Origin of the sequence: Burkholderia sp. FERM BP-3421 (genome assembly GCF_028657905.1) — a bacterium.
Taxonomy (GTDB): Bacteria; Pseudomonadota; Gammaproteobacteria; order Burkholderiales; family Burkholderiaceae; genus Burkholderia.
The window spans coordinates 3,128,295-3,153,380 of record NZ_CP117782.1; the positions used below are offsets into that span (position 1 = coordinate 3,128,295).

Sequence of the window (25,086 nt, forward strand, 5' to 3'; positions counted from 1 at the left end):
GTCCGCAATGCTTTTTCCCACTGAATTCGACGTAATCGTTGTCGGCGGCGGTCACGCCGGCACGGAAGCCGCTTTGGCGTCCGCCCGCATGGGCGTCAAGACGCTGCTGCTGACCCACAACATCGAGACGCTCGGGCAGATGAGCTGCAACCCGTCGATCGGCGGGATCGGCAAGGGTCATCTGGTCAAGGAAGTCGATGCCCTGGGCGGGGCGATGGCTGCCGCCACGGACGAAAGCGGTATCCAGTTCCGTATCTTGAACTCGTCCAAGGGGCCGGCGGTCCGCGCGACGCGCGCCCAGGCCGATCGCTTGCTGTACAAGCAGGCAATCCGGCACCGGCTCGAGAATCAGCCCAACCTGTGGCTGTTTCAGCAGGCAGTCGACGACCTGATCGTCGAAGGCGATCGCGTGGTCGGCGCGGTCACGCAGATCGGCATTCGCTTTCTCGCCAAGGCAGTGGTGCTCACGGCCGGGACCTTCCTCGACGGCAAGATCCACGTTGGCTTGAACAACTACACAGGCGGCCGCGCGGGCGATCCGGCGGCGGTCTCGCTGTCGGCGCGCCTGAAGGAATTGAAGCTGCCGCAAGGGCGCCTCAAGACTGGAACGCCGCCGCGCATCGACGGCCGAACGATCGATTTCTCGAAGCTGGAAGAGCAGCCCGGCGATCTGGATCCGATTCCTGTGTTCTCGTTCCTCGGCCGGGTGGAACAGCATCCGCAGCAAATGCCGTGCTGGGTCACACATACGAACGAACGCACGCACGACATCATCCGCGGTGGTCTCGACCGTTCGCCTATGTATACAGGCGTGATCGAAGGCGTCGGGCCGCGCTACTGCCCGTCGATCGAGGACAAGATTCACCGTTTCGCCTCGAAGGACGCGCACCAGATCTTCCTGGAGCCGGAAGGGCTGACGACCAACGAGTTCTACCCGAATGGGATCTCGACGAGCCTGCCGTTCGATGTGCAGCTCGATCTCGTGCACTCGATGCGGGGTATGGAGCAGGCGCATATCCTGCGCCCGGGTTATGCGATCGAGTACGATTATTTCGATCCGCGCGGCCTGAAGGCATCACTCGAAACCAAGGTGATCAACGGCCTGTTTTTCGCGGGCCAGATCAACGGGACGACCGGGTACGAGGAAGCGGCGGCGCAAGGCTTGCTGGCCGGTATCAACGCGGGCCGCTATGCACAGGAGCAGGACGCGTGGTGCCCGCGTCGCGATCAGGCCTATCTGGGCGTGCTGGTCGACGATCTGGTGACGCGTGGCGTGCTGGAGCCGTACCGGATGTTCACGAGCCGGGCCGAGTACCGGTTGAGCCTGCGCGAGGACAATGCCGACATGCGCCTGACCGAGATCGGGCGTGAGCTGGGCGTCGTGGACGACGCTCGCTGGGATGCATTCAGCCGCAAGCGCGATGCTGTTTCACGTGAAACCGAACGCCTGCGCACGACCTGGGTAACGCCGAAGACCTTGCCGGCCGAAGAGGCGATGGCCTTGCTCGGCAAGCAGATCGATCACGAATACAGCCTGGCCGAGCTGCTGCGTCGCCCGGGTGTCAGCTACGAAGGCGTGTGCGGTTTGCGCAATGGCGAGTGTGGTCCGGCGGAAGCGCTGGCCGATGATCCGGTGTTGCTCGCACAGATCAACGAGCAGATCGAGATCGGGGTCAAGTATCAGGGTTACATCGAGCGTCAGGCGGACGAGATCGAGCGCAATGGTGCACATGAAAACACCCGTCTGCCGGAAGGGCTCGATTACACCGAGGTGCGCGGTTTGTCGTTCGAGGCGAGCCAGAAGCTGAATCAATTCCGCCCGGAGACGATCGGGCAGGCCTCGCGTATTTCGGGCATCACGCCCGCGGCGATTTCGCTGCTCATGGTTCACTTGAAGCGCGGGCTGGGTAGACGCGGCAACGGGAAGGGCGCGGCATCCACGGCAGACACGGGGGGCGCGCAAGTCCCGACGCAGCAATGACGGCGCGCCATCCGTCATCCCAGGCCAGCCGGGAAGCGCTGGCGGCCATGTTGTCCGACGGCGCGCAGGCGCTGGGCGTCGCGCTGACCGATGAGCGGCACGGCAAGCTGCTCGACTATGTGGCGCTGCTCGCGAAATGGAATGCGGTCTACAACCTGACCGCGATTCGCGATCCGCGCCAGATGCTGATCCAGCACATTCTCGATTCGCTGTCGATCGTGCCGCACCTGAGCCCGCGCGGCGCATCGTCCGTGCTGGACGTCGGTTCGGGCGGCGGTTTGCCCGGCATCGTGCTTGCGATCGTCTTGCCGGACTGGCAAGTCACGCTCAACGACATCGTTCACAAGAAGTCCGCATTCCAGAACCAGGCGAAGGCCGAGCTGAAGCTCGGCAATCTGTCCGTGGTCACGGGCCGGGTGGAATCGTTGCGGCCGGGTGTCGAGGTGCCGAATAAATTCGATGCAATCGTCTCGCGGGCATTCGCGGATCTCTCCGACTTCGTTACACTTGCCCGGCATCTGGTTGCGCCGGGTGGGGCGATCTGGGCGATGAAGGGCGTGCATCCTGACGACGAGATCGCGCGCCTGCCGGATGGGGCGCACGTGAAGCAGACGATCCGTCTGGTCGTGCCGATGCTCGAGGCGGAGCGGCACATGATCCAAGTCGAGCTCGACGAAGCAATTTAACCGGGGCGCGCTGTCGCGCCCGGACTGTTTGAAGTAAAGAGGGACACACCAACGATGGCAAAGATCTTCTGCGTGGCGAACCAGAAGGGTGGCGTCGGCAAGACGACGACGACGGTCAATCTCGCCGCGAGCCTGGCGGCGCAGGATCAGCGCGTATTGCTGATCGACCTGGATCCGCAGGGCAATGCCACGATGGGCAGCGGGATCGACAAGGCGGAATGTGAATCGACCGTCTACGAGGTGCTGGTCGACGGCGTGACGGTTGTCGATGCGCGGGTGCGTCCGGAAGCGGTGAAGTACGACGTACTGCCGGCGAACCGCGAGCTGGCCGGTGCGGAAATCGAGCTGGTGAGCATGGAGAACCGCGAGCGGCAGCTGAAAGCGGCGCTCGAGAAGGTCGAGGACGACTACGATTTCGTCCTCATCGATTGCCCGCCGGCCTTGTCGCTGCTGACGCTGAACGGCCTGTGCGCCGCGCACGGCGTGGTGATCCCGATGCAGTGCGAGTACTTCGCGCTGGAGGGGCTGTCGGATCTCGTCAATACGATCAAGCAGGTGCACGCGAACATGAACCGCGACCTGAAGGTGATCGGCCTGCTGCGCGTGATGTTCGATCCGCGCATCACGCTGCAGCAGCAGGTGTCGGACCAGCTGAAGGCGCACTTCGGCGACAAGGTGTTCGATGCGGTGATTCCGCGCAACGTGCGCCTGGCCGAGGCGCCCAGCTACGGGTTGCCGGGCGTGGTGTTCGATCGCGGCTCGCGCGGTGCGCAGGCCTATATTCAATTCGGCGCGGAAATGATCGAGCGGGTTCGCGCGCTGTAAGCGCGACGCCTTGGCAACGAGCGAATCGAGGAATACGAGATGAATGCGGTAGCAAAGAAGAAGGGGCTGGGGCGCGGCCTGGAGGCGCTGCTCGGCGGCACCGCCGACATCACCGAGGCCGTCAAGATCGAGGGTGCGCCGAACGTGCTCGCGCTCGGCAAGCTGCAGGCGGGCAAGTATCAGCCGCGTACCCGCATGGACGAGGGCAGCCTGCAGGAGCTGGCCGCCAGCATTCGCGCGCAGGGGATCATGCAGCCGATCCTGGTGCGTCCGATTTCGTCTGATAAATTCGAAATCATCGCGGGGGAGCGTCGCTTCCGCGCGGCGCGCCTGGCGGGCCTCGAGGAAGTGCCGGTGCTGGTGAAGGATGTGTCGGATCAGGCCGCGGCGGCGATGGCGCTGATCGAGAACATCCAGCGCGAGGATCTGAACCCGCTCGAAGAAGCGCACGGCATCCAGCGCCTGCTCGACGAATTCGGTTTCACGCACGAGCAGGCGGCGGAGTCGGTCGGCCGTTCGCGCAGCGCGGTGTCGAACCTGCTGCGTCTGCTGAATCTCGCCAACCCCGTGCAGACGATGCTGCTCGCGGGCGATCTCGACATGGGGCATGCGCGCGCGCTGCTCGCCGTCGACGCGGCGACGCAGATCACGCTGGCGCACCAGGTCGTCAACAAGCGGATGTCGGTGCGCGAGACGGAGAAGCTCGTCACGCACACGACGAAGGCGGAGCCTGCCGTCAAGGCGCGCGCGAAGGACGACGGCGGTCGCGATACCCGCCGTCTCGAAGAGGAGCTGTCTGATCTGCTCGCATCGAACGTGAAGATCAAGGTCGGGCGTCGCGGCCGCGGGCAGCTGACGATCGATTTCGGCGACCTCGACGCGCTCGAAGGGATTCTCGTGCGCTTGCGTGGCAACGTCGCCGCGTGACCGCGCACGTATGACGTCGGCGGTCGCGCGCGCGCTCGGCGGTCTCGCCGGGCTCGTCCGCCGCGAGCCGATCCTGTCGATCCTGGTGGTCGCGCTGCTTGCGCTGCAGGCGGTGCGTCCGCTGCCGGCGGCCGCGCTCGCGCGGCTCGTCGACTGGCAGACGGTGGCGACGCTGGCCGGCCTGCTGATGCTGACCAAGGCGCTCGAATTATCAGGATTCCTGATGTGGCTCGCGCACCGCATCGTGCGGCGCGTGCGCTCGGAGCGGGCTTTGGCTGCGTTGCTCGTGGTGTTCGCGGCGGCGCTGTCGCTGTGGTTGACCAACGATGTCGCGTTGTTCGTCGTGATCCCGCTCGTCGTCTCGCTGCGCGCGCTGACGCCCTTGCCGTTCCGGCGGCTCGTGATCCACATCGCGATCGCGGTCAACGCGGGCGCGATCGCCACGCCGTTCGGCAATCCCCAGAATCTTTTTCTATGGCAGTTGAGCGGCGTGTCGTTCGGTCGCTTCGTGGTCACGCTCGGGCCGCTTGCGCTCGCGCTGATGGCCTTGCTGCTCGTGCTGACGGCGTGCGCGTTTCGCGCGAAGCCTCTCGATCTGTCGGGCGATGTCGTCGCGCTGCCGGTGCAGCGCATGCACGCGCTGATCGCCGTGGCGTTGTTCGCCGCGTTCGTGCCGCTCGCCGATGCGCATCATCCGTTGCCCGGCCTGCTCGGCGTGGCGATCGTGCTGTTCGTCATGAGGCGCGATGCCGTCCTGAAGATCGACTGGTTGCTGCTGCTGATTTTCGTGCTGATGTTCGTCGTGCTGCGCAGCGCGGCCGCGCTGCCCGTCGTGCACGAGACGATCGCAGGCACTCATCTCGATTCGCCGCTGCGCGTGTTCTTGGCGGGGGCCGTGCTGTCGCAGGGCATCAGCAACGTGCCGGCGGCGATCCTGCTGTCGGAATTCACGCGCGACTGGCGTGCCCTGGCATTCGGCGTGTCGGTCGGCGGCTTTGGTCTCGCGATCGGCTCGCTCGCGAACCTGATTGCCGTGCGCCTCGCGAAGGAGCCGCGCATGTGGCTGCCGTTCCACCTCGTGTCGATTCCGTTCGCGCTGGCGAGCGCGGCGCTGGGGGCGTGGCTGCTGCTTCATGGCTGAGCGTGGCGGCAGAGGTGTGCGGGCCGGATCGCGAGGGCGGGGCACAGCGTGGGTCGCGATTGCGCGTCACGGGCGGCGGGGCGATTCACGGCGCATCGGCCGGACTGTGGCGGTGTGACAACTGATGCCCGGCATCGGTGTGTTCGCAGTCGGGCGATCGCATGGGGTGCCGACGGCCGGCGTGCTGCCCGCATGCGGCCCGCGATGCTCGTCCTGTGCATTGCCTTGAATGGCTTCAGGCCGCGACAGCGCGGCAAATCTTCCCGACCGCGCCCGTCGCAGCGCATATCGAGCGACGTTTCCGCTGTTTCCATGCTTGCCGGAATTTTTCGGGCATCCAATACCGGCGCAAAAATCCGCCCCATTGTGCGTTGCCGGCCGGCGTGTTTTTCACATGATGATGTGGCGTTTCGCGCAGATTTTTGTCGTGTCTAAAGCCTTGAATCACCTGCAACTATCGCTTACAATCGCCCGGATTTGTTAGCTAGGCACCCCCGAAAGCTTTCGGAAAGTTTGGGGCGGACTGAGATTTTGCGGAAGGTTGCGATGGCGGGTCAGGAGGAGCCGATCAATGGGCACGACAAGCACAGCGCACAACGCAGCATCGAACCGGCTGTGAAGCGGCACGCGGCCGCCGCCGACTGGGATGCCGAGCAGCAAGACGACAATACAATCGTTCCGCTTACGCGGGCCGAAGCGGAAACGCTGTTCGGGCCGGAGGTAAGCCGACCCTCGCGGGTCACGCCCTATCGGGTAGTGATCGCGCAAGTGGTTCTGTCCTTGGTTGCAACGCTGGCGTGGTGGCTGTTTTCCTCGAAGCCGCCGGGTGCCGCTGCGCAATCCGCATTCCTGGGCGGGGCGATTGGCTGGGTGCCGAGCGCATTGTTCGCGGCGCGTTTGAGGCGGGGCGGTGCCGACTCCGTGATGGGCTGGGTGGTCGGTGAAGTACTGAAGATGGGCGCGACGATCGCACTGTTTGTGGCGATCGCCGTGTGGTACCCCGGGGTGCACTGGGTACCGCTGCTCGTCACGTACCTGCTCGTGTTGAAGACGTACTGGATAGCGTTGGCCTGGCGATAGACTATGAAACCCTGCGCGGTTCGACCGGAACATGCGCAGGCGCGTTCCCGCAATAGAGTGTTGCGGTGAAGCGGATAGACCGATTTTCGACAATTTGGGTGGCACTAACGATTATGGCAACCAGCGAAGGCTCGCGTGCTCTGGATCCGTCCGAGTACATTGCGCACCACTTGCAGAATTTCTCCACCGCGCACCAGACGTCGATTTTCGATATCCATGTCTGGAATCTCGACACGTTGTTCTGGTCGATCGTCTGCGGTCTCGCCACGATCCTCATCCTGTACATGGCTGCCCGCAAGGCAACGCCGGGCGTGCCGGGTCGTTTCCAGTGCCTGATCGAAATGATCGTCGAGATGGTCGAAGACCAGTCGAAGGCGGTCGTGCACGGCAATCGTACCTTCATTGCGCCGCTCGCGCTGACCGTGTTTATCTGGGTCGCGCTGATGAACTCCCTCGACTTCCTGCCCGTCGACCTGCCGGGTCGCATCATCGGCTGGCTCGGCCTGTCGCAAGTCATCCCGCATCACCGCATCGTCCCGACGGCCGACCTCAACGGCACGCTCGGCATCGCACTCGGCGTGTTCGTGCTGATGATCTATTACAGCATCAAGATCAAGGGCCCGGGCGGCTTCGTGCATGAGCTCGTGTCGGCCCCGTTCGGTGCGCATCCGCTGCTGTGGATCCCGAACCTCGGCCTGAACATCGTGGAATACGTCGCCAAGACCGTGTCGCTCGGCATGCGGCTGTTCGGCAACATGTATGCAGGCGAACTGCTGTTCCTGCTGATCGCCCTGCTCGGCAGCATGTGGGGCTTCGGCGCGGACGCGTCGGTGCTCGGCTTCGTCGGCCACATCCTCGCAGGCAGCATCTGGGCGGTCTTCCACATCCTTATCGTGTTGCTGCAAGCGTTCATCTTCATGATGCTGACGCTGGTGTATCTCGGTCAGGCGCACGAGTCGCACTAAGCGGCCGGACGAATCAAGCAGGTTTGTTTTTAGTTTTTTTAATTCCAGTTCCAAGTCTTTTCACAAAGGAGTGATCATGCAAGCTTTCATCGCCAACATCCAGGGTCTGACCGCTATCGGCATCGGTATCATCATCGGCCTGGGTGCAATCGGCGCCTGTATCGGTATCGGTCTGATGGGTGGCAAGTACATCGAAGCATGTGCACGTCAGCCTGAACTGATCAACCCGCTGCAAACCAAGATGTTCCTGCTGGCGGGCCTGATCGATGCAGCGTTCCTGATTGGCGTTGGTGTGGCAATGCTGTTTGCATTCGCGAACCCGCTCCTGTCGAAGCTCGCAGGCTAAGGTTCCTCGGAAGCATTGCGCCAGCGATCGCCGGCGCAGGGTGGAACGGAAGACGAGCGCCAATCGAACTCACATTCGACGCGCTCCTCCTCGTTTCAATTTCCGGAATAGCAGATAAGGAAACACCGTGAATCTCAACGCAACCCTGTTTGCGCAAATGGTCGTGTTCCTGATCCTCGCGTGGTTCACGATGAAATTCGTGTGGCCGCCGTTGATCAACGCCCTCGACGAGCGCTCGAAGAAAATTGCCGACGGCCTCTCCGCCGCGGAAAAGGGTCAGGCGGAACTCGCAGCGGCGCACAAGCGCGTCGATCAGGAACTCGCGCAGGCCCGTAACGACGGTCAACAACGCGTTGCCGAAGCTGAAAAGCGCGCGCAGTCGGTCGCCGAAGAAATCAAGGCGCAAGCCCATGCCGAAGCCGCCCGCATCATCGCCCAGGCGAAGGCGGACGCGGATCAGCAAATCGTGAAGGCCCGTGAAACGCTGCGCGGCGAAGTCGCCACGCTGGCGGTCAAGGGCGCCGAGCAGATCCTGAAGCGCGAAGTCGATCAAACGGCCCACGCCGAACTGCTGAATCAACTGAAAGCCGAGCTCTGATCATGGCCGAACTTGCAACCATCGCCCGCCCTTACGCAGAAGCGCTGTTCCGCGTGGCCGAGGGTGGTGATATCGCCGCCTGGTCCACGCTCGTGCAAGAGCTGGCTCAGGTTGCGCACCTGCCCGAAGTGCTGTCCGTCGCGTCGAGCCCGAAAGTGAGCCGCGCGCAGGTCAACGAGCTGCTGCTCGCCGCGGTGAAATCGCCGCTGGCAGCCAGCGTGGAAGCGAAGAACTTCGTGCAGATGCTGGTCGAAAATCACCGTATCGCGCTGCTGCCGGAAATCTCCACGCAGTTCGACGAGCTGAAGAACGCGCGCGAAGGCGCGGCAGACGTGCAGATCGTCAGCGCGTTTCCGCTCGAAGGCGCACAGCTCACCGAACTCATCGCCAACCTTGAACGCAAGTTCAAGCGCAAGCTGAAGCCGACGGTCGAGATCGATTCGTCGCTGATCGGCGGCGTGCGCGTGACGGTCGGTGACGAAGTGCTCGATACCTCGGTCCGCGCGCGGCTCGCCAGCATGCAGACAGCCTTGAGCGCTTGAGCGCCCAGGCAGCCGGCACGCAACAGAATTGACTATCAGGAGCGAATAATGCAACTCAATCCCTCTGAGATCAGCGAGCTGATCAAGAGCCGGATCCAGGGCCTTGAAGCGAGCGCAGACGTTCGCAACCAGGGCACCGTGATCTCCGTGACCGACGGCATCGTGCGTATCCACGGCCTGTCGGACGTGATGCAGGGCGAAATGCTCGAGTTCCCGGGCAACACGTTCGGCCTCGCGCTGAACCTCGAGCGCGACTCGGTCGGCGCGGTGATTCTCGGCGAATACGAACACATCTCGGAAGGCGACATCGTCAAGACGACGGGCCGCATTCTCGAAGTCCCGGTCGGTCCGGAACTCGTCGGCCGCGTGGTCGACGCGCTCGGCAACCCGATCGACGGCAAGGGCCCGGTCAACGCGAAGCTGACCGACGCGATCGAAAAGATCGCCCCGGGCGTGATCTGGCGCAAGTCGGTGTCGCAGCCGGTGCAGACGGGCATCAAGTCGATCGACGCGATGGTGCCGATCGGCCGCGGCCAGCGCGAGCTGATCATCGGCGACCGTCAGTGCGGCAAGACCGCGGTGGCGCTCGACGCGATCATCAACCAGAAGGGCAAGGACCTGATCTGTATCTACGTCGCGATCGGCCAGAAGGCTTCGTCGATCATGAACGTGGTGCGCAAGCTCGAAGAAACCGGCGCGATGGCGTACACGATCGTCGTCGCCGCTTCGGCATCGGATTCCGCCGCGATGCAGTACCTGGCGCCGTACGCCGGCTGCACGATGGGCGAATACTTCCGCGACCGCGGCCAGGACGCGCTGATCATCTATGACGATTTGACCAAGCAAGCCTGGGCATACCGTCAGATCTCGCTGCTGCTGCGCCGCCCGCCGGGCCGTGAAGCCTACCCGGGCGACGTGTTCTATCTGCACTCGCGTCTGCTCGAGCGTGCGGCTCGCGTCTCGGAAGAGTACGTCGAGAAGTTCACGAACGGCGAAGTGAAGGGCAAGAGCGGCTCGCTGACGGCGCTGCCCGTCATCGAAACGCAGGCAGGCGACGTGACCGCGTTCGTTCCGACGAACGTGATCTCGATCACCGACGGCCAGATCTTCCTGGAAACCGACCTGTTCAACGCAGGCATCCGCCCGGCAATCAACGCCGGCGTGTCGGTGTCGCGCGTCGGCGGCGCCGCCCAGACGAAGGTCGTGAAGAAGCTGTCGGGCGGTATCCGTACCGACCTCGCGCAGTATCGTGAACTGGCTGCGTTCGCGCAGTTCGCGTCGGACCTCGACGAAGCGACCCGCAAGCAGCTCGAGCGCGGCCGCCGCGTGACGGAACTGCTGAAGCAGCCGCAGTACCAGCCGCTGCAGGTCTGGGAACTGGCCGTGTCGCTGTACGCCGCGAACAACGGCTACCTCGACGACCTCGACGTCAAGCAAGTGCTGCCGTTCGAGAAGGGCCTGCGCGACAACCTGAAGACCAGCCACGCTGACCTCATCAAGCGCATCGAAGACACCAAGGATCTCTCGAAGGACGACGAAGGCGCGCTGCGCGCGGCGATCGAATCCTTCAAGAAATCGGGTGCCTATTGATCCGCGAGTGACACACTGAGGCTGCGCGGGGGCTGACGCACCCGCGCCGCTTCGGTCAAGGAGCAAGCTATGGCTGGAATGAAGGAAATTCGCGGCAAGATCAAGAGCGTGCAGAACACGCGCAAGATCACGAAGGCGATGGAGATGGTGGCCGCATCGAAGATGCGCCGCGCGCAGGAACGCATGCGCGCCGCGCGTCCGTACGCGGACAAGGTCCGTGCCATCGCCTCGCACATGAGCCGTGCGAACCCGGAGTACCGCCACCCGTTCGTGGTGGCGAACGACGGCGCGAAGACGGCCGGCATCATCCTCGTCACGACGGACAAGGGGTTGTGCGGCGGGCTGAACACCAACGTGCTGCGCGCGACGGTGCAGAAGTTCAAGGAGCTGGAAGAGAAGGGCCAGAAGGTCGAAGCCACCGCGATCGGCGGCAAGGGCCTCGGCTTCCTGAACCGCTTCGGCGCGAAGGTGATGTCGCAGGTCTCGCATCTCGGCGACACCCCGCATCTCGACAAGCTGATCGGCGCCGTGAAGACGCAGCTCGATCTGTACTCGGAAGGCAAGCTGTCAGCGGTTTATATCGCGTACACGCGCTTCGTCAACACGATGAAGCAGGAAGCGGTGATCGAACAGCTGCTGCCGCTGTCGTCGGAGCACTTCGAGGCGAATGACGGCACGCCGTCGACGTCGTGGGACTACATCTACGAGCCGGACGCGCAGGCCGTCGTCGACGAACTGCTCGTGCGTTACGTCGAGGCGCTGGTGTACCAGGCCGTCGCGGAGAACATGGCGTCCGAGCAATCGGCGCGGATGGTCGCGATGAAGGCCGCGTCCGACAACGCGAAGACGGTGATCAGCGAACTGCAGCTCGTGTACAACAAGAGCCGTCAGGCCGCGATTACGAAAGAACTGTCGGAGATCGTCGGCGGCGCAGCCGCTGTTTAAGCGGGCGCCCGGAACGACAACTGCGCCCTTGCGCGAGTAAAGAATCAGGTATTTAAAGGAAAAGCGATGAGTACTGCTGCTTTGGTAGAAGGCAAGATCGTACAGTGCATCGGCGCCGTTATCGACGTGGAATTCCCGCGCGACAGCATGCCGAAGATCTACGACGCGCTCATTCTCGATGGCTCGGAACTGACGCTCGAAGTCCAGCAGCAGCTGGGCGACGGCGTGGTCCGCACCATCTGTCTGGGTGCATCCGACGGCCTGCGCCGCGGTCTGGTGGTGAAGAACACGCGGAAGCCGATCTCGGTGCCGGTCGGCAAGCCGACCCTCGGCCGGATCATGGACGTGCTCGGCCGTCCGATCGACGAAGCGGGCCCGATCGAAAGCGAAACGACGCGTTCGATCCACCAGAAGGCGCCGGCGTTCGACGAACTGTCGCCGTCGACCGAACTGCTCGAAACCGGCATCAAGGTCATCGACCTGATCTGCCCGTTCGCGAAGGGCGGCAAGGTCGGTCTGTTCGGTGGTGCAGGGGTGGGCAAGACCGTCAACATGATGGAGCTCATCAACAACATCGCGAAGGAGCACGGCGGTTACTCCGTGTTCGCGGGCGTGGGCGAGCGTACCCGTGAAGGGAACGACTTCTACCACGAAATGAAGGACTCGAACGTTCTCGACAAGGTCGCGCTCGTGTACGGCCAGATGAACGAGCCGCCGGGCAACCGTCTGCGCGTCGCGCTGACCGGCCTGACGATGGCCGAGCACTTCCGTGACGAAGGCCTCGACGTGCTGTTCTTCGTCGACAACATCTACCGTTTCACGCTGGCCGGTACCGAAGTGTCGGCACTGCTCGGCCGGATGCCGTCGGCCGTGGGCTATCAGCCGACGCTGGCTGAAGAAATGGGCAAGCTGCAGGAACGGATCACGTCGACCAAGACGGGCTCGATCACGTCGGTCCAGGCCGTGTACGTCCCTGCGGATGACTTGACCGACCCGTCGCCGGCGACCACCTTCGGTCACTTGGACGCAACCGTCGTGCTGTCGCGTGACATCGCCTCGCTGGGTATCTACCCGGCAGTCGATCCGCTCGATTCGACCTCGCGCCAGATCGACCCGAACGTGATCGGCGAAGAGCACTACACGATCACGCGCGGCGTGCAGCAGACGCTGCAGCGCTACAAGGAACTGCGCGACATCATCGCGATTCTGGGCATGGACGAACTGTCGCCGGAAGACAAGCTGTCGGTCGCGCGCGCGCGGAAGATCCAGCGTTTCCTGTCGCAGCCGTTCCACGTCGCGGAAGTGTTCACGGGCTCGCCGGGCAAGTACGTGCCGCTGAAGGAAACGATCCGTGGCTTCAAGATGATCGTCGACGGCGAGTGCGACCACCTGCCGGAACAAGCGTTCTACATGGTCGGCACGATCGACGAAGCCTTCGAGAAGGCCAAGAAGATCCAGTAAGGGTTCGAGTGGTCGCATGCTGGCGCAGTACCGGCCGGGATTATTAGTCCGACTGTTATCCCGGGCGGTTGCGCCGGCCGCAATACGCTCAACCCGTGCATGAGATTGGAGTCGATATGGCAACCATCAAAGTAGACGTCGTCAGCGCGGAAGAGGAAATCTTCTCGGGCCAGGCGAAATTCGTCGCGCTGCCGGGCGAAACGGGTGAGCTGGGCATTCTGCCGGGCCACACGCCGCTCATCACCCGGATCCGTCCGGGCGCAGTGCGCATCGAGGTCGAGAGCGGCAGCGAGGAATTCGTGTTCGTCGCCGGCGGCATTCTCGAGGTGCAGCCGGGCGCCGTGACGGTGCTCGCCGACACCGCGATCCGCGGCAAGGATCTCGACGCGGCGAAAGCCGAGGAAGCGCGCAAGCGCGCGGAAGAAACGCTGCAGAACGCGAAATCGGATCTCGACCTCGCGAAGGCGCAGTCGGAGCTGGCCACCGCGATGGCGCAGCTCGAGGCGATCCAGCGTCTCGCGAAGATCCGCAGCAAGCACTAAGCGCGCGGTTCCGCATCACGAACAAGAGCAGCCTTCGGGCTGCTCTTTTCGTTGGCGCGCCCGGGTAACACTTGATGTCGGGCGATCGTAAGGGGATGGCACAATGGCCGGATAACGACGGTAGATTCCTCTCGCGGAGACAGCATATGGCGGCAGTCCAAGGCAGCAACGCGCTCATCGCGCCCCAGGGCGGTGTTTCGTATGTCCGCGGCGCCACCGACGCGCCCTTGAACGAGGCCACGATCGGCGCGTTCCTGGCCGACGCCGCGCGGCGTTTCCCGGACCGGCCGGCGGTCGTGTTCCGCGAGCAGCAGGTGCGCTGGACCTGGCGCGAGTTCGTCGCCGAAGTCGATGTGCTTGCCGCGGGCTTCCTCGCGCTCGGCGTCGGCAAGGGCGACCGGGTCGGCATCTGGTCGCCCAACCGGGTCGAGTGGCTGCTCACCCAGTTCGCGACCGCGCGGATCGGCGCGATCCTCGTCAACATCAATCCCGCCTATCGGCTCGCGGAACTCGAATACGCGCTGAACAAGGTCGGCTGCACGCTGCTCGTCGCCGCGGAGCGCTTCAAGACCACCACGTATGCCGAGATGCTCGAGGAGATCGCGCCCGAGCTGGCCGGCGATGCGCCGGGCGCGCTGCACGCGGCGCGCGTGCCGGCGCTGCGCACGGTCGTGTCGATGGCGGACGTCGCGCCGCGCGGCATGCTGAGCTTCGCCGAGCTGCTGGCGCGCGGCCGCGCCGCGCACGATCCCGCGCGGCTCGATGCGCTCGGCGCGACGCTCGCGTCGGACGAGCCGATCAACATCCAGTTCACGAGCGGCACGACGGGCAGCCCGAAAGGGGCGACGCTCACGCACCGCAACGTCGTCAACAACGCCGGTTCGATCGCGCGCGTGATGAAGCTCACCGAACACGACGCGCTGTGCATTCCGGTGCCGCTGTACCACTGTTTCGGGATGGTGCTGGCGGTGCTCGCCTGTGTGTCGGCGGGCGCGAAGATGGTGTTTCCGGGCGAGGCGTTCGAGCCGGGCGCGGCGCTCGCGGCGGTCGCCGAGGAGCGCTGCACCGCGCTGCACGGCGTGCCGACGATGTTCATCGCGGAACTCGATCACCCCGAGTTCGAGCGCTTCGACCTCGGCTCGCTGCGCACCGGCATCATGGCGGGCTCGCCGTGCCCGATCGAGACCATGAAGCGGGTGGTGTCGACGATGCACATGGCCGAGGTGACGATCGCCTACGGGATGACGGAAACGAGCCCGGTGTCGTTCCAGAGCACGACCACCGATTCGCTCGAGAAGCGCACCACGACCGTCGGCCGGATCCAGCCGCATCTCGAGGCGAAGATCGTCGATCCGCTCGGCGCGATTGTGCCGGTCGGCGCGACGGGCGAGCTGTGCACGAAGGGCTATTCGGTGATGCAGGGCTACTGGGGCGACGAGGCGAAGACGGCCGAGGTGATCGTCGACGGCTGGATGCACACCGGCGATCTCGCGACGCTCGACGAGGAGGGCTTCTGCAACATCGTCGGCCGCCTGAAGGACATGCTGATCCGCGGCGGGGAGAACATCTATCCGCGCGAGATCGAGGAGTTCCTGTTCCGGCATCCGAAGATCCAGAGCGTGCAGGTGTTCGGCGTGCCCGATGCGAAGTACGGCGAGGAGGTGTGTGCGTGGGTCGTGCTGCGCGCGGGCGAGGCGATGAGTGACGACGAGCTGCGCGAGTTTTGCCGCGGCCAGATCGCGCACTACAAGGTGCCGCGCTATGTGCGCTTCGTCGACGCGCTACCGATGACGGTGACGGGCAAGGTGCAGAAGTTCGTGATGCGCGACCGGATGATCGAGGAATTGCACCTCGACGTGCCGAAAACGGCCTGAGCGGCCGGGCCCGCTGCCTGTCGACGTTTTCAACGGACGAAAAAAAGCGGGCTTATTAGCCCGCTAAAAACCACACGCTACGGGGTTAGCGCGAGGAGACCATCGGTGAAGCGCATCGGTATGAGCCGACCACGACTTCAACAAGGATGCCCCTTAGAAGGGATTCGGCACGAGGCCGACGGACATGAGGTGTGCTTTGCATCCGCTCACACTCGGCACACCAGACCGCATCCGTGTTGAAACCGTGAGAGGCATTGTGGGCGAATTAGGCAGGCCGCGCGGTAACAAAGTGTTTCAGGTTGTAACGCCCGCCAGATAAGGCTCTCCGGGATTTTTTACTGTCCTCTATGTGATAAAAAGTCATTTTTACCGCCATATTGGATGCATTTTCCGCATTGAATCGGGTGAATGTTTATTCTCCTGTCGCGCGGGTGGTGCCGGCGCCTGGCGGGCGCCGTCGGATATCCGTGAATTCGTGATCGGGTGAGCGCGGCAGGGCCGCGCGACGGACTACTTGAGCCAGCGATCGGAGATCGCGCGATACGCGCCGGTCTCGCGCGCGAGGTGCAGCCACTGGTCGACGTACTGCTGGAACACCACGTCGCCACGCGGCAGCATGTAGGCCTTTTCGCCGTACTGGAACGGCTGGTCCGGGTGCACGGCGCACAGCCCCGGGTTGAGCTTCTGCTGCAGCCGGGTCTCGGAGGCGTCGGTCACCATCACGTCCGCGCGGCCGGCGAGGATTTCCTTGAAGATCGTCACGTTGTCCGGGTAGACGGTGAGATTCGCGTGGGTGAAGAACTGCTTCGCGAAGCGCTCGTTGGTGCCGCCCGGATTCACGATCACGCGGGTCGACGGCTGGTCGATCTGTGCGACGGTTTGATACTTGTCGACGTCCGCGCAGCGCACGATCGGCGTCTTGCCGTCGATCGCGTACGGCGCGCTGAAGAACACGCGCTTCTGGCGCTCCAGCGTGGCCGACACGCCGCCCACGGCGATGTCGCAGCGCGCGATGAAGTCGTCGGTGAGCGTCGGCCAGCTGGTCTTCACGAAGCTGGCCTTCACGCCGAGCGACTTCGCGAGCGATTCGGCCATGTCGATGTCGATGCCCTCGAAGCGGCCGTCGGCGCGCGCAGATGAATACGGCTTGTAGTCCCCGGTGGTGCAGATGCGCAGCGCGCCGCGCGCGAGCACGTCGTCGAGCCGCGACGGCGCGGCGTCCTGGGCGCCGGCGTGGCCTGCGGCGCAGGCGAGCGCCGCGCCGAGCGCGATCAGCGAGTGTTTCATGGAGTCTCCTTGCAAACGGGCCTGGGGAAGCGCCCGATCATAACGGAGCCGCCCCGCGCGTCATATGGACGCGAAGCGCGGGGCGGGCGCGGGCGGCGGGCCGCTGTCCGGTAGAATGCCCCTTTGCTTTCGCTTCGTCGGATTCACCGTGGCCCATACCCTGCTCAACGACACCTTCCTGCGCGCCCTGCTGCGCGAGCCGACCGACTACACGCCGATCTGGCTGATGCGCCAGGCCGGCCGCTACCTGCCGGAGTACCGCGCGACGCGCGCGCGTGCGGGCAGCTTCCTCGGTCTCGCGAAGAACCCGGACTACGCGACGGAAGTCACGCTGCAGCCGCTCGAGCGCTATCCGCTCGACGCCGCGATCCTGTTCTCCGACATCCTGACGATTCCCGACGCGATGGGGCTCGGCCTCGATTTCGCGACGGGCGAAGGGCCGAAGTTCGCGCATCCGGTGCGCACCGAGGCCGACGTCGCGAAGCTCGCGGTGCCCGACATCGGCGCGACGCTCGGCTATGTGACCGATGCGGTGCGCGAGATCCGCCGCGCGCTGACCGACGGCCAGGGGCGCCAGCGCGTGCCGCTGATCGGCTTTTCCGGCAGCCCGTGGACGCTCGCCTGCTACATGGTCGAGGGCGGCGGCTCCGACGATTTCCGCACCGTGAAATCGATGGCCTACGCGCGCCCGGACCTCATGCACCGGATCCTCGACATCAACGCGCAGGCGGTGGCCGCGTACCTGAACGCACAGATCGACGCGGGCGCGCAGGCCGTGATGATCTTCGACACCTGGGGCGGCGCGCTCGCGGACGGTGCGTATCAGCGCTACTCGCTCGACTACATCCGGCGCGTCGTCGCCCAGCTCAAGCGCGAGCACGACGGCGAGCGGGTGCCGGTGATCACCTTCACGAAGGGCGGCGGCCTGTGGCTCGAGGAGATCGCGCAGACGGGCGTCGACGCCGTGGGCCTCGACTGGACCGTCAACCCGGGCCGCGCGCGCGAGCGCGTGGCGGGGCAGGTGGCGCTGCAGGGCAACCTCGATCCGACCATCCTGTTCGCGCCTCCCGAGGCGATCCGCGCCGAGGCGCGCGCGGTGCTCGACAGCTACGGCAACCATCCCGGCCACGTGTTCAATCTCGGCCACGGCATCTCGCAGTTCACGCCGCCCGAGCACGTCACGGAGCTGGTCGACGAGGTGCATCGGCATAGCCGCGCGATCCGCCAGGGCACGGCCTGAAAGCGCTCCGCATGCTGCGTTGCAAGGCGAGAATGCGGGGCAGAACCGCCCCGATCGCTCGCCGGCCTTGACCGCATGCCGATCCGATGCTTGTCAAGACTTGACTTATACACATTTCAGTCGTTGCAGCGCGGTAGACACCCGTATCGCAGGCCGCGTCTCGCTATGATCGTGGAAATTAGATAGCAGCCTTACGGGATAAGGCTTTGCGGCCACCGGACCTAATCTCGAAAAAGCGACGGGCTGCCGGACACAAGGCCGTTCCAGCGTCGATCGACGGAAGTTCTCAACAAAGTTATCCACAGGCTGCACGGGTGGCCGCGATTCCTAATGAGAATCCAAAACTTAGCGCCGAAAGTGATGTTTTACTTTAACTTCGCCTCCGCGACGGGCGTTTGCGCGGCGCGGGCGCCCGCGCCGTCGGCGGCGCGGCGATGACGGATTGCTTCGTCCGCGTCGCGCTCGACCATCCGCTGCAGACGCTGTTCGACTACCGCTACCGCATGGACCTGCCGCCGGTGCCCGGCATGCTCGTCCAGGTGCCGTTCGGGCGGCGTCTCGCGGTCGGGCTCATCTGCGAAGTGACGGCTCGCAGTGACGTCCCCGCGGCGCGGGTGAAGGACGTCGAGGCGCTCTGCGCGGAGCTGCCGCCGCTGTCGGCGCACTGGCTCGACCTCGTGTCGTTCGCCGCCGACTATTACCAGCGCGGCCGCGGCGAAGTGGCGCTGCCGGCGTTGCCGCAGGCGCTGCGCGACGCCGGGCGCTGGGGTCGGCTGCTCGCGCCCGAGCTGCGCTACCGGCTGCTGCCGGCGGGCCGCGAGGCCCTGCCCGACGCGCTGCCGGCGCGCGCGGGGGCGCTGCGCCGGCTCGCGCTGGCGCTCGGCGAGGCGGCCGTGGCGCTGTCGCTCGTCGAGGTGCGTGCGCTTCACCCCAAGGCGGTGGCGACGCTCGACGAATGGCAGGCGCGCGGCTGGGTCGCCTGCGACGAGATCGCGGTTGGCGCGGCGCAAGCGGGCGCCGCGCCGGCGGCCGCCGACGCGCGCGATGCGACGCCGCCGCAACTCACCGATCAACAGGCCGAGGCGCTCGACGCGATCACGGCCGCGCAAGGCTTCGCGCCGTTCCTGCTGCACGGTGTGACGGGCAGTGGCAAGACCGAGGTGTATCTGCGCGCGCTCGCGGCGCTCCTGTCCGCGCGGCCCGACGCACAGGTGCTCGTGCTCGTGCCCGAGATCAACCTGACGCCGCAGTTCGAGGCCGCGTTTCGCGCGCGCTTCGCGGCCAGCCTGCCGGGCGACGCGATCGTCACGCTCCACAGCGGCCTCGCCGAGGGCGAACGGGCGCGTCACTGGCTCGCCGCGCACACCGGCCGCGCGCGCATCGTGCTCGGTACGCGGCTCGCGGTGCTCGCGTCGCTGCCGACGCTCGCGCTGATCGTCGTCGACGAGGAGCACGAGCCTGCGTACAAGCAGCAGGAAGGCTTGCGCTATTCGGCGCGCGATCTTGCGGTCTGGCGCGCGAAGCAACTGGCGATTCCGGTCGTGCTGGGCTCGGCGACGCCGTCGCTCGAAACCTGGTGGCAGGCCGAGCAGGGGCGCTACACGCGGCTCACGCTGTCGCGGCGCGCGGTGGCCGACGCGGTGCTGCCGAGCGTGCGCCTGATCGATCTCGAAGAGGAGCGGCGACGCGGGCGCGCCTCGCAGGGCGGGCTGTCCGGCCCGCTCGTCGCCGCGCTGAAGGCGCGCGTCGAGCGCGGCGAGCAAAGCCTGGTGTTCCTGAACCGGCGCGGCTATGCACCGGCGCTCGCGTGCGACGCCTGCGGCTGGGTCGCCGGCTGCCCGCGCTGCAGCGCCTACGTGGTGCTGCACAAGCCGGAGCGCGCGCTGCGCTGCCACCATTGCGGCTGGGAATCACGGATTCCGCACAATTGCCCCGAGTGCGGCAACGTCGACATCGCGCCGCTCGGGCGCGGCACGCAGCGGGTCGAGGAGACGCTCGCGGAGGCGGTGCCGGGCGCGCGGGTGCTGCGCATCGACGCTGACAGCACGCGCCGCAAGGGCAGCGCGCAGGCGCTGTTTTCCGACGTGCACGCGGGCGAGGTTGATATCCTGGTCGGCACGCAGATGATCGCGAAGGGGCACGATTTCCAGCGCGTATCCCTGGTCGGCGTGCTGAACGCCGACACCGCGCTGTTCTCGCACGACTTCCGTGCGAGCGAGCGGCTGTTCGCGCAGCTGATGCAGGTGAGCGGCCGCGCGGGCCGCGCGGGCCTGCCCGGCGAGGTGCTGATCCAGACCCGCTATCCGCGCCACGCGCTCTATCACGCGCTGACGCGGCACGATTACGTGGGGTTCGCGAATGCGACGCTCGGCGAGCGGCGCGACGCGCACCTGCCGCCGTTCGTCTATCAGGCGCTGCTGCGCGCCGAGGGGCGCACGATCGACGCCGCGCTGGCGTTCCTGCAGCAGGCCGCCGCGGCGCTGGCCGGCTTGCCCGGCGCGGAGCGCGTCACGGTCTACGATGCCGTGCCGATGACGATCGTGAAGGTGGCGAATGTCCACCGCGCGCAACTGCTGCTCGAAAGCGCGTCGCGCGCGGCGCTGCAGCATACGCTGCGCGCGTGGCATCCGGTGCTGCGCGCGTTGAAGGGGGTGTTGCGCTGGGGCGTCGAGGTCGATCCGCTCGACATCTGACGCCGCGCTATTCGTGCGCCCGCAGCGTGCGCCGTTCGAGGCGCGCGAGATCGAGGGCCTGGCCCACGACCGGCGAGGCGCCGCGCACGAATATGATCACGCCCGCCACCCAGCCCGCCAACACAATTCCAATGACTACCCAAGCGTCCATCTTGCCTCCTCGCGGCCGCGCGAAGGGGCGGCCGCATGCTACCCGGGTATACGGCCACATCCACGGCAATCTGTAGCCAGCAAATCTGACAGGGATAAGGGAAAATACCGATCGCCGAGGGGGCTGGTGCGACCCGGTTGCACGAGTGTAAGATATTGATAATAAATAGCTTTATAAGGGTGCAACCAATCTTTTGATTTGGTTGCACCTTTTTATTGGGTGGCTTACGATTCCGCGCATCTTCCCCCGTCACCCGCCGGCACCGCGCCGGACAAGAAGGAACCATGGCAAGCACCACCCTAGGCGTCAAAGTCGACGACCTGCTGCGCTCGCGCCTGAAGGACGCGGCGTCGCGGCTCGAACGCACTCCTCACTGGCTGATCAAGCAGGCGATCTTCGCCTACCTCGAACGCATCGAGCATGGCCAGTTGCCGCCCGAGCTGTCCGGCCATCCGGGCGTTACCGAGCTGTCCGATCATCCGGCGGAGTCGGACGAGGATGGCGCGCCGCATCCGTTCCTCGAGTTCGCGCAGAGCGTGCAGCCGCAATCGGTGCTGCGCGCCGCGATCACGGCCGCGTACCGCCGGCCCGAGCCCGAGTGCGTGCCGTTCCTGCTGGGCCAGGCGCGCCTGCCCGCGAACCTCGCGGCCGACGTGCAGACGCTCGCCGGCACGCTCGTCGAGGCGCTGCGCGAGAAGAGCACGGGCGGGGGCGTCGAGGGCCTGATCCACGAGTTCTCGCTGTCGAGCCAGGAAGGCGTCGCGCTGATGTGTCTCGCGGAGGCGCTGCTGCGGATTCCCGATCGCGCGACCCGCGACGCGCTGATCCGCGACAAGATCAGCAAGGGCGACTGGCGCTCGCACGTCGGCCACGCGCCGTCGCTGTTCGTGAACGCCGCGACCTGGGGGCTGATGATCACGGGCAAGCTCGTGACGACCAACAGCGAGGCGGGCCTGTCGTCGGCGCTCACGCGTCTGATCGGCAAGGGCGGGGAGCCGCTGATCCGCAAGGGCGTCGACATGGCGATGCGCCTGATGGGCGAGCAGTTCGTGACGGGCGAGACGATCTCGGAGGCGCTCGCGAACAGCCGCAAGTACGAAGCGCGCGGCTTCCGTTACTCGTACGACATGCTGGGCGAGGCGGCCACCACCGAGGAGGATGCGCAGCGCTACTACGCATCGTACGAGCAGGCGATCCACGCGATCGGCAAGGCCGCGGGCGGCCGCGGCATCTATGAAGGCCCGGGCATCTCGATCAAGCTGTCGGCGCTGCATGCGCGGTATTCGCGCGTGCAGCAGGAGCGCACGATGAGCGAGCTGCTGCCGCGGGTGCGCGCGCTCGCGCTGCTGGCGCGCCGCTACGATATCGGCCTCAACATCGACGCCGAGGAGGCCGACCGCCTCGAGCTGTCGCTCGACCTGCTCGAGGCGCTGTGCTTCGACCCGGAGCTGGCCGGCTGGAACGGCATCGGCTTCGTGGTGCAGGCCTACCAGAAGCGCTGCCCGTTCGTGATCGACTACCTCGTCGATCTCGCGCGCCGCAGCCGTCACCGCCTGATGGTGCGGCTCGTCAAGGGCGCTTATTGGGATTCCGAAATCAAGCGCGCGCAGGTGGACGGCCTCGAAGGCTATCCGGTCTACACGCGCAAGATCTACACCGACGTGTCCTACCTCGCGTGCGCGAAGAAGCTGCTCGGCGCGCCCGACGCCGTGTATCCGCAGTTCGCGACCCACAACGCGCACACGCTGTCCGCGATCTACCACCTGGCCGGCCAGAACTACTACCCGGGCCAGTATGAATTCCAGTGCCTGCACGGCATGGGCGAGCCGCTGTACGAGGAAGTCACGGGCCGCGACAAGATGAACCGGCCGTGCCGCGTGTACGCGCCCGTCGGCACCCACGAGACGCTGCTTGCCTACCTGGTGCGTCGTCTGCTCGAGAACGGCGCGAACACCTCGTTCGTGAACCGCATCGCGGACAAGACGGTGTCGGTGAAGGAACTGATCGCGGATCCGGTCGACGAGGCGTCGAAGCTCGCGCCGCTCGGCGCGCCGCACGCGAAGATCCCGCTGCCGCGCCAGCTGTACGGCGACGAACGGCCCAACTCGATGGGCCTCGACCTGTCGAACGAACACCGGCTCGCGTCGCTGTCGTCGGCGCTGCTCGCGAGCGCGCATCATCCGTGGCGCGCCGCGCCGCTGCTCGCGGACGACGCGCTCCCCGACGCCCCCGCGCGCGACGTGCGCAACCCGGCCGACCTGCGCGACCTGGTCGGCACGGTCAGCGAGGCGACGTCCGAGCAGGTGGGCGCGGCGCTCGCGCACGCCGTGGCCGCCGCGCCGATCTGGCAGGCGACGCCCGTCGACGCGCGCGCCGACTGTCTCGCGCGCGCGGCCGACCTGCTCGAAGCGCAGATGCACACGCTGATGGGCCTCGTCGTGCGCGAGGCGGGCAAGTCGCTGCCGAACGCGGTCGCGGAAATCCGCGAGGCGATTGACTTCCTGCGCTACTACTCGGCGCAGATCCGCGACGAGTTCTCGAACGACACGCATCGCCCGCTGGGCCCCGTCGTCTGCATCAGCCCGTGGAATTTCCCGCTCGCGATCTTCATGGGCCAGGTGGCCGCCGCGCTCGCGGCCGGCAACACCGTGCTCGCGAAGCCGGCCGAGCAAACCCCGCTGATCGCCGCGCAGGCCGTGCGGCTGTTGCGCGAGGCCGGCGTGCCGGCGGGCGCGGTGCAGCTGCTGCCCGGCGACGGCGAGACGGTCGGCGCGGCGCTCGTGGCCGATCCGCGCACCCGTGCGGTGATGTTCACCGGCTCGACCGAAGTCGCGCGCCTGATCAACAAGACGCTGGCGTCGCGCCTCGACCCGGACGGCAAGCCGATTCCGCTGATCGCGGAGACGGGCGGCCAGAACGCGATGATCGTCGACTCGTCGGCGCTCGCCGAGCAGGTGGTCGCGGACGTCATGCAGTCGTCGTTCGACTCGGCCGGTCAACGGTGTTCGGCGCTGCGCGTTCTGTGTCTGCAGGACGATGTCGCGGATCGCACGCTGACGATGCTGAAAGGCGCGATGCGCGAGCTGGCGCTCGGCAACCCGGACCGCCTGTCGACCGACGTCGGCCCGGTGATCGACGCCGACGCGAAGCGCATGATCGACACGCACATCGCGACGATGAAGGACAAGGGGCACGGCGTGACCCAGCTGCCCGCGCCGGAGCACTGCGCGCAGGGCACCTTCGTGCCGCCGACGCTGATCGAGATCAACAGCATCGACGAGCTCAAGCGCGAGGTGTTCGGGCCGGTGCTGCACGTCGTACGCTATCGCCGTGCGGGGCTCGACAAGCTGCTCGAACAGATCCGCGCGACGGGCTATGGCCTCACGCTCGGGATCCACACGCGGATCGACGAGACGATCGCGCATGTGATCGGGCATGCGCACGTCGGCAACATCTACGTGAACCGCAACGTGATCGGCGCGGTGGTCGGGGTCCAGCCGTTCGGCGGCGAGGGCCTGTCGGGCACGGGTCCGAAGGCGGGCGGCGCGCTCTACCTGCAGCGCCTGCTCGCGACGCGGCCGGCGGGCCTGCCGAAGTCGCTCGCGACCTCGCTGGTCGCGGAGGCGGCGACGGACGGCGCGGCCGCGCAGCCGACGGCGGCGCTGACCGCGCTGCGCGACTGGCTGATCGAGCAGCGCGAGCCGGCCTGCGCGGCGCGTTGCGACGGCTACCTGTCGCACGTGCCGGCGGGTGCAACCGCGGTGCTCGCAGGGCCGACGGGCGAGCGCAACACGTATACACTCGGGGCGCGCGGCACGGTGCTGTGCGTCGCGGCGACGCCGGGCGGCGCGCGCGCGCAGTTCGCGGCGGTGCTCGCGACCGGCAACCGCGCATTGTTCGCCGGCGCGGCGGGCGAGGCGCTGGCGGCTGCGCTGCCGGCCGCGCTGAAGCCGTACGCGAGCGTGCGCAAGCAGGCCGACGCGTCGTTCGACGCGGTGCTGTTCGAAGGCGACAGCGACGAGCTGCTCGCGCTGGTGAAGGAGGTCGCGCAACGGCCGGGGCCGATCGTGTCGGTGCAGGGCGTGGCGGCGGGTGCGTTCGAGCACGGCGATGAGGATTACGCGCTCGAACGCTTGTTGACCGAGCGTTCGGTCAGCGTGAATACCGCGGCGGCGGGCGGCAATGCAAATTTGATGACGATCGGCTAGCCAT

The 25,086-nt window shown here is 66.1% G+C and carries 20 protein-coding genes; 18 read left to right on the forward strand and 2 right to left on the reverse strand.

The genetic code is table 11. From position 1 onward, the window contains the following. Nucleotides 1-7: 7 nt before the first annotated feature. The 15 genes from mnmG (at nt 8) to Bsp3421_RS30265 (ending at nt 15,503) form a co-directional block, all read left to right on the forward strand. Nucleotides 8-1,981, forward strand: coding sequence for a tRNA uridine-5-carboxymethylaminomethyl(34) synthesis enzyme MnmG (gene mnmG / locus Bsp3421_RS30195; RefSeq protein ID WP_274000147.1), 1,974 nt, complete (start codon nt 8-10; stop codon nt 1,979-1,981). 47 nt (nt 1,982-2,028) lie between these two features. Then, nucleotides 2,029-2,667: a 16S rRNA (guanine(527)-N(7))-methyltransferase RsmG gene (rsmG, locus tag Bsp3421_RS30200; protein WP_274004410.1), complete on the forward strand. Its 639-nt coding sequence runs from the start codon at nt 2,029-2,031 to the stop codon at nt 2,665-2,667. Nucleotides 2,668-2,721: 54 nt separating this feature from the next. Continuing rightward, nucleotides 2,722-3,492, forward strand: coding sequence for a ParA family protein (locus tag Bsp3421_RS30205; protein ID WP_274000150.1), 771 nt, complete (start codon nt 2,722-2,724; stop codon nt 3,490-3,492). Nucleotides 3,493-3,531: 39 nt separating this feature from the next. Continuing rightward, on the forward strand, nt 3,532-4,419 hold the full coding sequence (locus Bsp3421_RS30210; RefSeq protein ID WP_274000153.1) for a ParB/RepB/Spo0J family partition protein: 888 nt from the start codon (nt 3,532-3,534) through the stop codon (nt 4,417-4,419). Nucleotides 4,420-4,429: 10 nt separating this feature from the next. Continuing rightward, entirely contained in the window at nt 4,430-5,560 is a 1,131-nt protein-coding gene (locus tag Bsp3421_RS30215) for an SLC13 family permease (protein ID WP_274000156.1), read from the forward strand. A gap of 546 nt (nt 5,561-6,106) precedes the next feature. After that, the gene (locus Bsp3421_RS30220; RefSeq protein WP_274000158.1) at nt 6,107-6,640 is read left to right on the forward strand and encodes an ATP synthase subunit I; all 534 of its coding nucleotides are present in this window, start codon (nt 6,107-6,109) and stop codon (nt 6,638-6,640) included. A 113-nt stretch (nt 6,641-6,753) separates the two neighbouring features. Further along, nucleotides 6,754-7,605: a F0F1 ATP synthase subunit A gene (gene atpB, locus Bsp3421_RS30225; RefSeq protein ID WP_274000161.1), complete on the forward strand. Its 852-nt coding sequence runs from the start codon at nt 6,754-6,756 to the stop codon at nt 7,603-7,605. A 76-nt stretch (nt 7,606-7,681) separates the two neighbouring features. Continuing rightward, nucleotides 7,682-7,951, forward strand: coding sequence for a F0F1 ATP synthase subunit C (atpE, locus tag Bsp3421_RS30230; RefSeq protein ID WP_025990054.1), 270 nt, complete (start codon nt 7,682-7,684; stop codon nt 7,949-7,951). 127 nt (nt 7,952-8,078) lie between these two features. Beyond that, nucleotides 8,079-8,549 (forward strand): F0F1 ATP synthase subunit B, encoded by a 471-nt coding sequence (locus tag Bsp3421_RS30235; RefSeq protein WP_274000169.1) that lies wholly within the window; start codon nt 8,079-8,081, stop codon nt 8,547-8,549. 2 nt (nt 8,550-8,551) lie between these two features. Beyond that, nucleotides 8,552-9,091: a F0F1 ATP synthase subunit delta gene (locus Bsp3421_RS30240; RefSeq protein ID WP_274000172.1), complete on the forward strand. Its 540-nt coding sequence runs from the start codon at nt 8,552-8,554 to the stop codon at nt 9,089-9,091. Nucleotides 9,092-9,139: 48 nt separating this feature from the next. Further along, nucleotides 9,140-10,681, forward strand: a complete 1,542-nt coding sequence (atpA, locus tag Bsp3421_RS30245; RefSeq protein WP_252982015.1) for a F0F1 ATP synthase subunit alpha — start codon at nt 9,140-9,142, stop codon at nt 10,679-10,681. 69 nt (nt 10,682-10,750) lie between these two features. Continuing rightward, on the forward strand, nt 10,751-11,626 hold the full coding sequence (gene atpG, locus Bsp3421_RS30250) for a F0F1 ATP synthase subunit gamma (RefSeq protein WP_274000174.1): 876 nt from the start codon (nt 10,751-10,753) through the stop codon (nt 11,624-11,626). A 66-nt stretch (nt 11,627-11,692) separates the two neighbouring features. Beyond that, on the forward strand, nt 11,693-13,087 hold the full coding sequence (gene atpD / locus Bsp3421_RS30255) for a F0F1 ATP synthase subunit beta (RefSeq protein WP_274000176.1): 1,395 nt from the start codon (nt 11,693-11,695) through the stop codon (nt 13,085-13,087). Between the two features lie 116 nt (nt 13,088-13,203). Continuing rightward, a complete protein-coding gene (locus Bsp3421_RS30260) occupies nt 13,204-13,629 on the forward strand; it encodes a F0F1 ATP synthase subunit epsilon (protein WP_274000177.1) in 426 nt (141 codons plus the stop codon). 146 nt (nt 13,630-13,775) lie between these two features. Next, nucleotides 13,776-15,503: an AMP-binding protein gene (locus Bsp3421_RS30265; RefSeq protein WP_274000179.1), complete on the forward strand. Its 1,728-nt coding sequence runs from the start codon at nt 13,776-13,778 to the stop codon at nt 15,501-15,503. A 510-nt stretch (nt 15,504-16,013) separates the two neighbouring features. On the opposite strand, the gene Bsp3421_RS30270 is transcribed toward Bsp3421_RS30265, so the two are convergent. Further along, nucleotides 16,014-16,790, reverse strand: a complete 777-nt coding sequence (locus Bsp3421_RS30270; RefSeq protein WP_274000181.1) for a transporter substrate-binding domain-containing protein — start codon at nt 16,788-16,790, stop codon at nt 16,014-16,016. A 148-nt stretch (nt 16,791-16,938) separates the two neighbouring features. Between Bsp3421_RS30270 and hemE the strand changes: the two genes are divergently transcribed. Together hemE and Bsp3421_RS30280 are read left to right on the forward strand one after the other, a co-directional pair. Next, entirely contained in the window at nt 16,939-18,030 is a 1,092-nt protein-coding gene (gene hemE, locus Bsp3421_RS30275) for a uroporphyrinogen decarboxylase (protein WP_337995301.1), read from the forward strand. Between the two features lie 434 nt (nt 18,031-18,464). Further along, nucleotides 18,465-20,723, forward strand: a complete 2,259-nt coding sequence (locus tag Bsp3421_RS30280; RefSeq protein ID WP_274000183.1) for a primosomal protein N' — start codon at nt 18,465-18,467, stop codon at nt 20,721-20,723. Between the two features lie 7 nt (nt 20,724-20,730). Here the strand turns inward: Bsp3421_RS30280 and Bsp3421_RS30285 are convergent, their stop codons facing one another. Further along, nucleotides 20,731-20,874, reverse strand: coding sequence for a hypothetical protein (locus tag Bsp3421_RS30285; RefSeq protein WP_274004456.1), 144 nt, complete (start codon nt 20,872-20,874; stop codon nt 20,731-20,733). A 284-nt stretch (nt 20,875-21,158) separates the two neighbouring features. On the opposite strand from Bsp3421_RS30285, the gene putA reads away from it, so the two are divergent. Then, nucleotides 21,159-25,082, forward strand: coding sequence for a trifunctional transcriptional regulator/proline dehydrogenase/L-glutamate gamma-semialdehyde dehydrogenase (gene putA / locus Bsp3421_RS30290; protein WP_274000186.1), 3,924 nt, complete (start codon nt 21,159-21,161; stop codon nt 25,080-25,082). Nucleotides 25,083-25,086 lie beyond the last annotated feature (4 nt).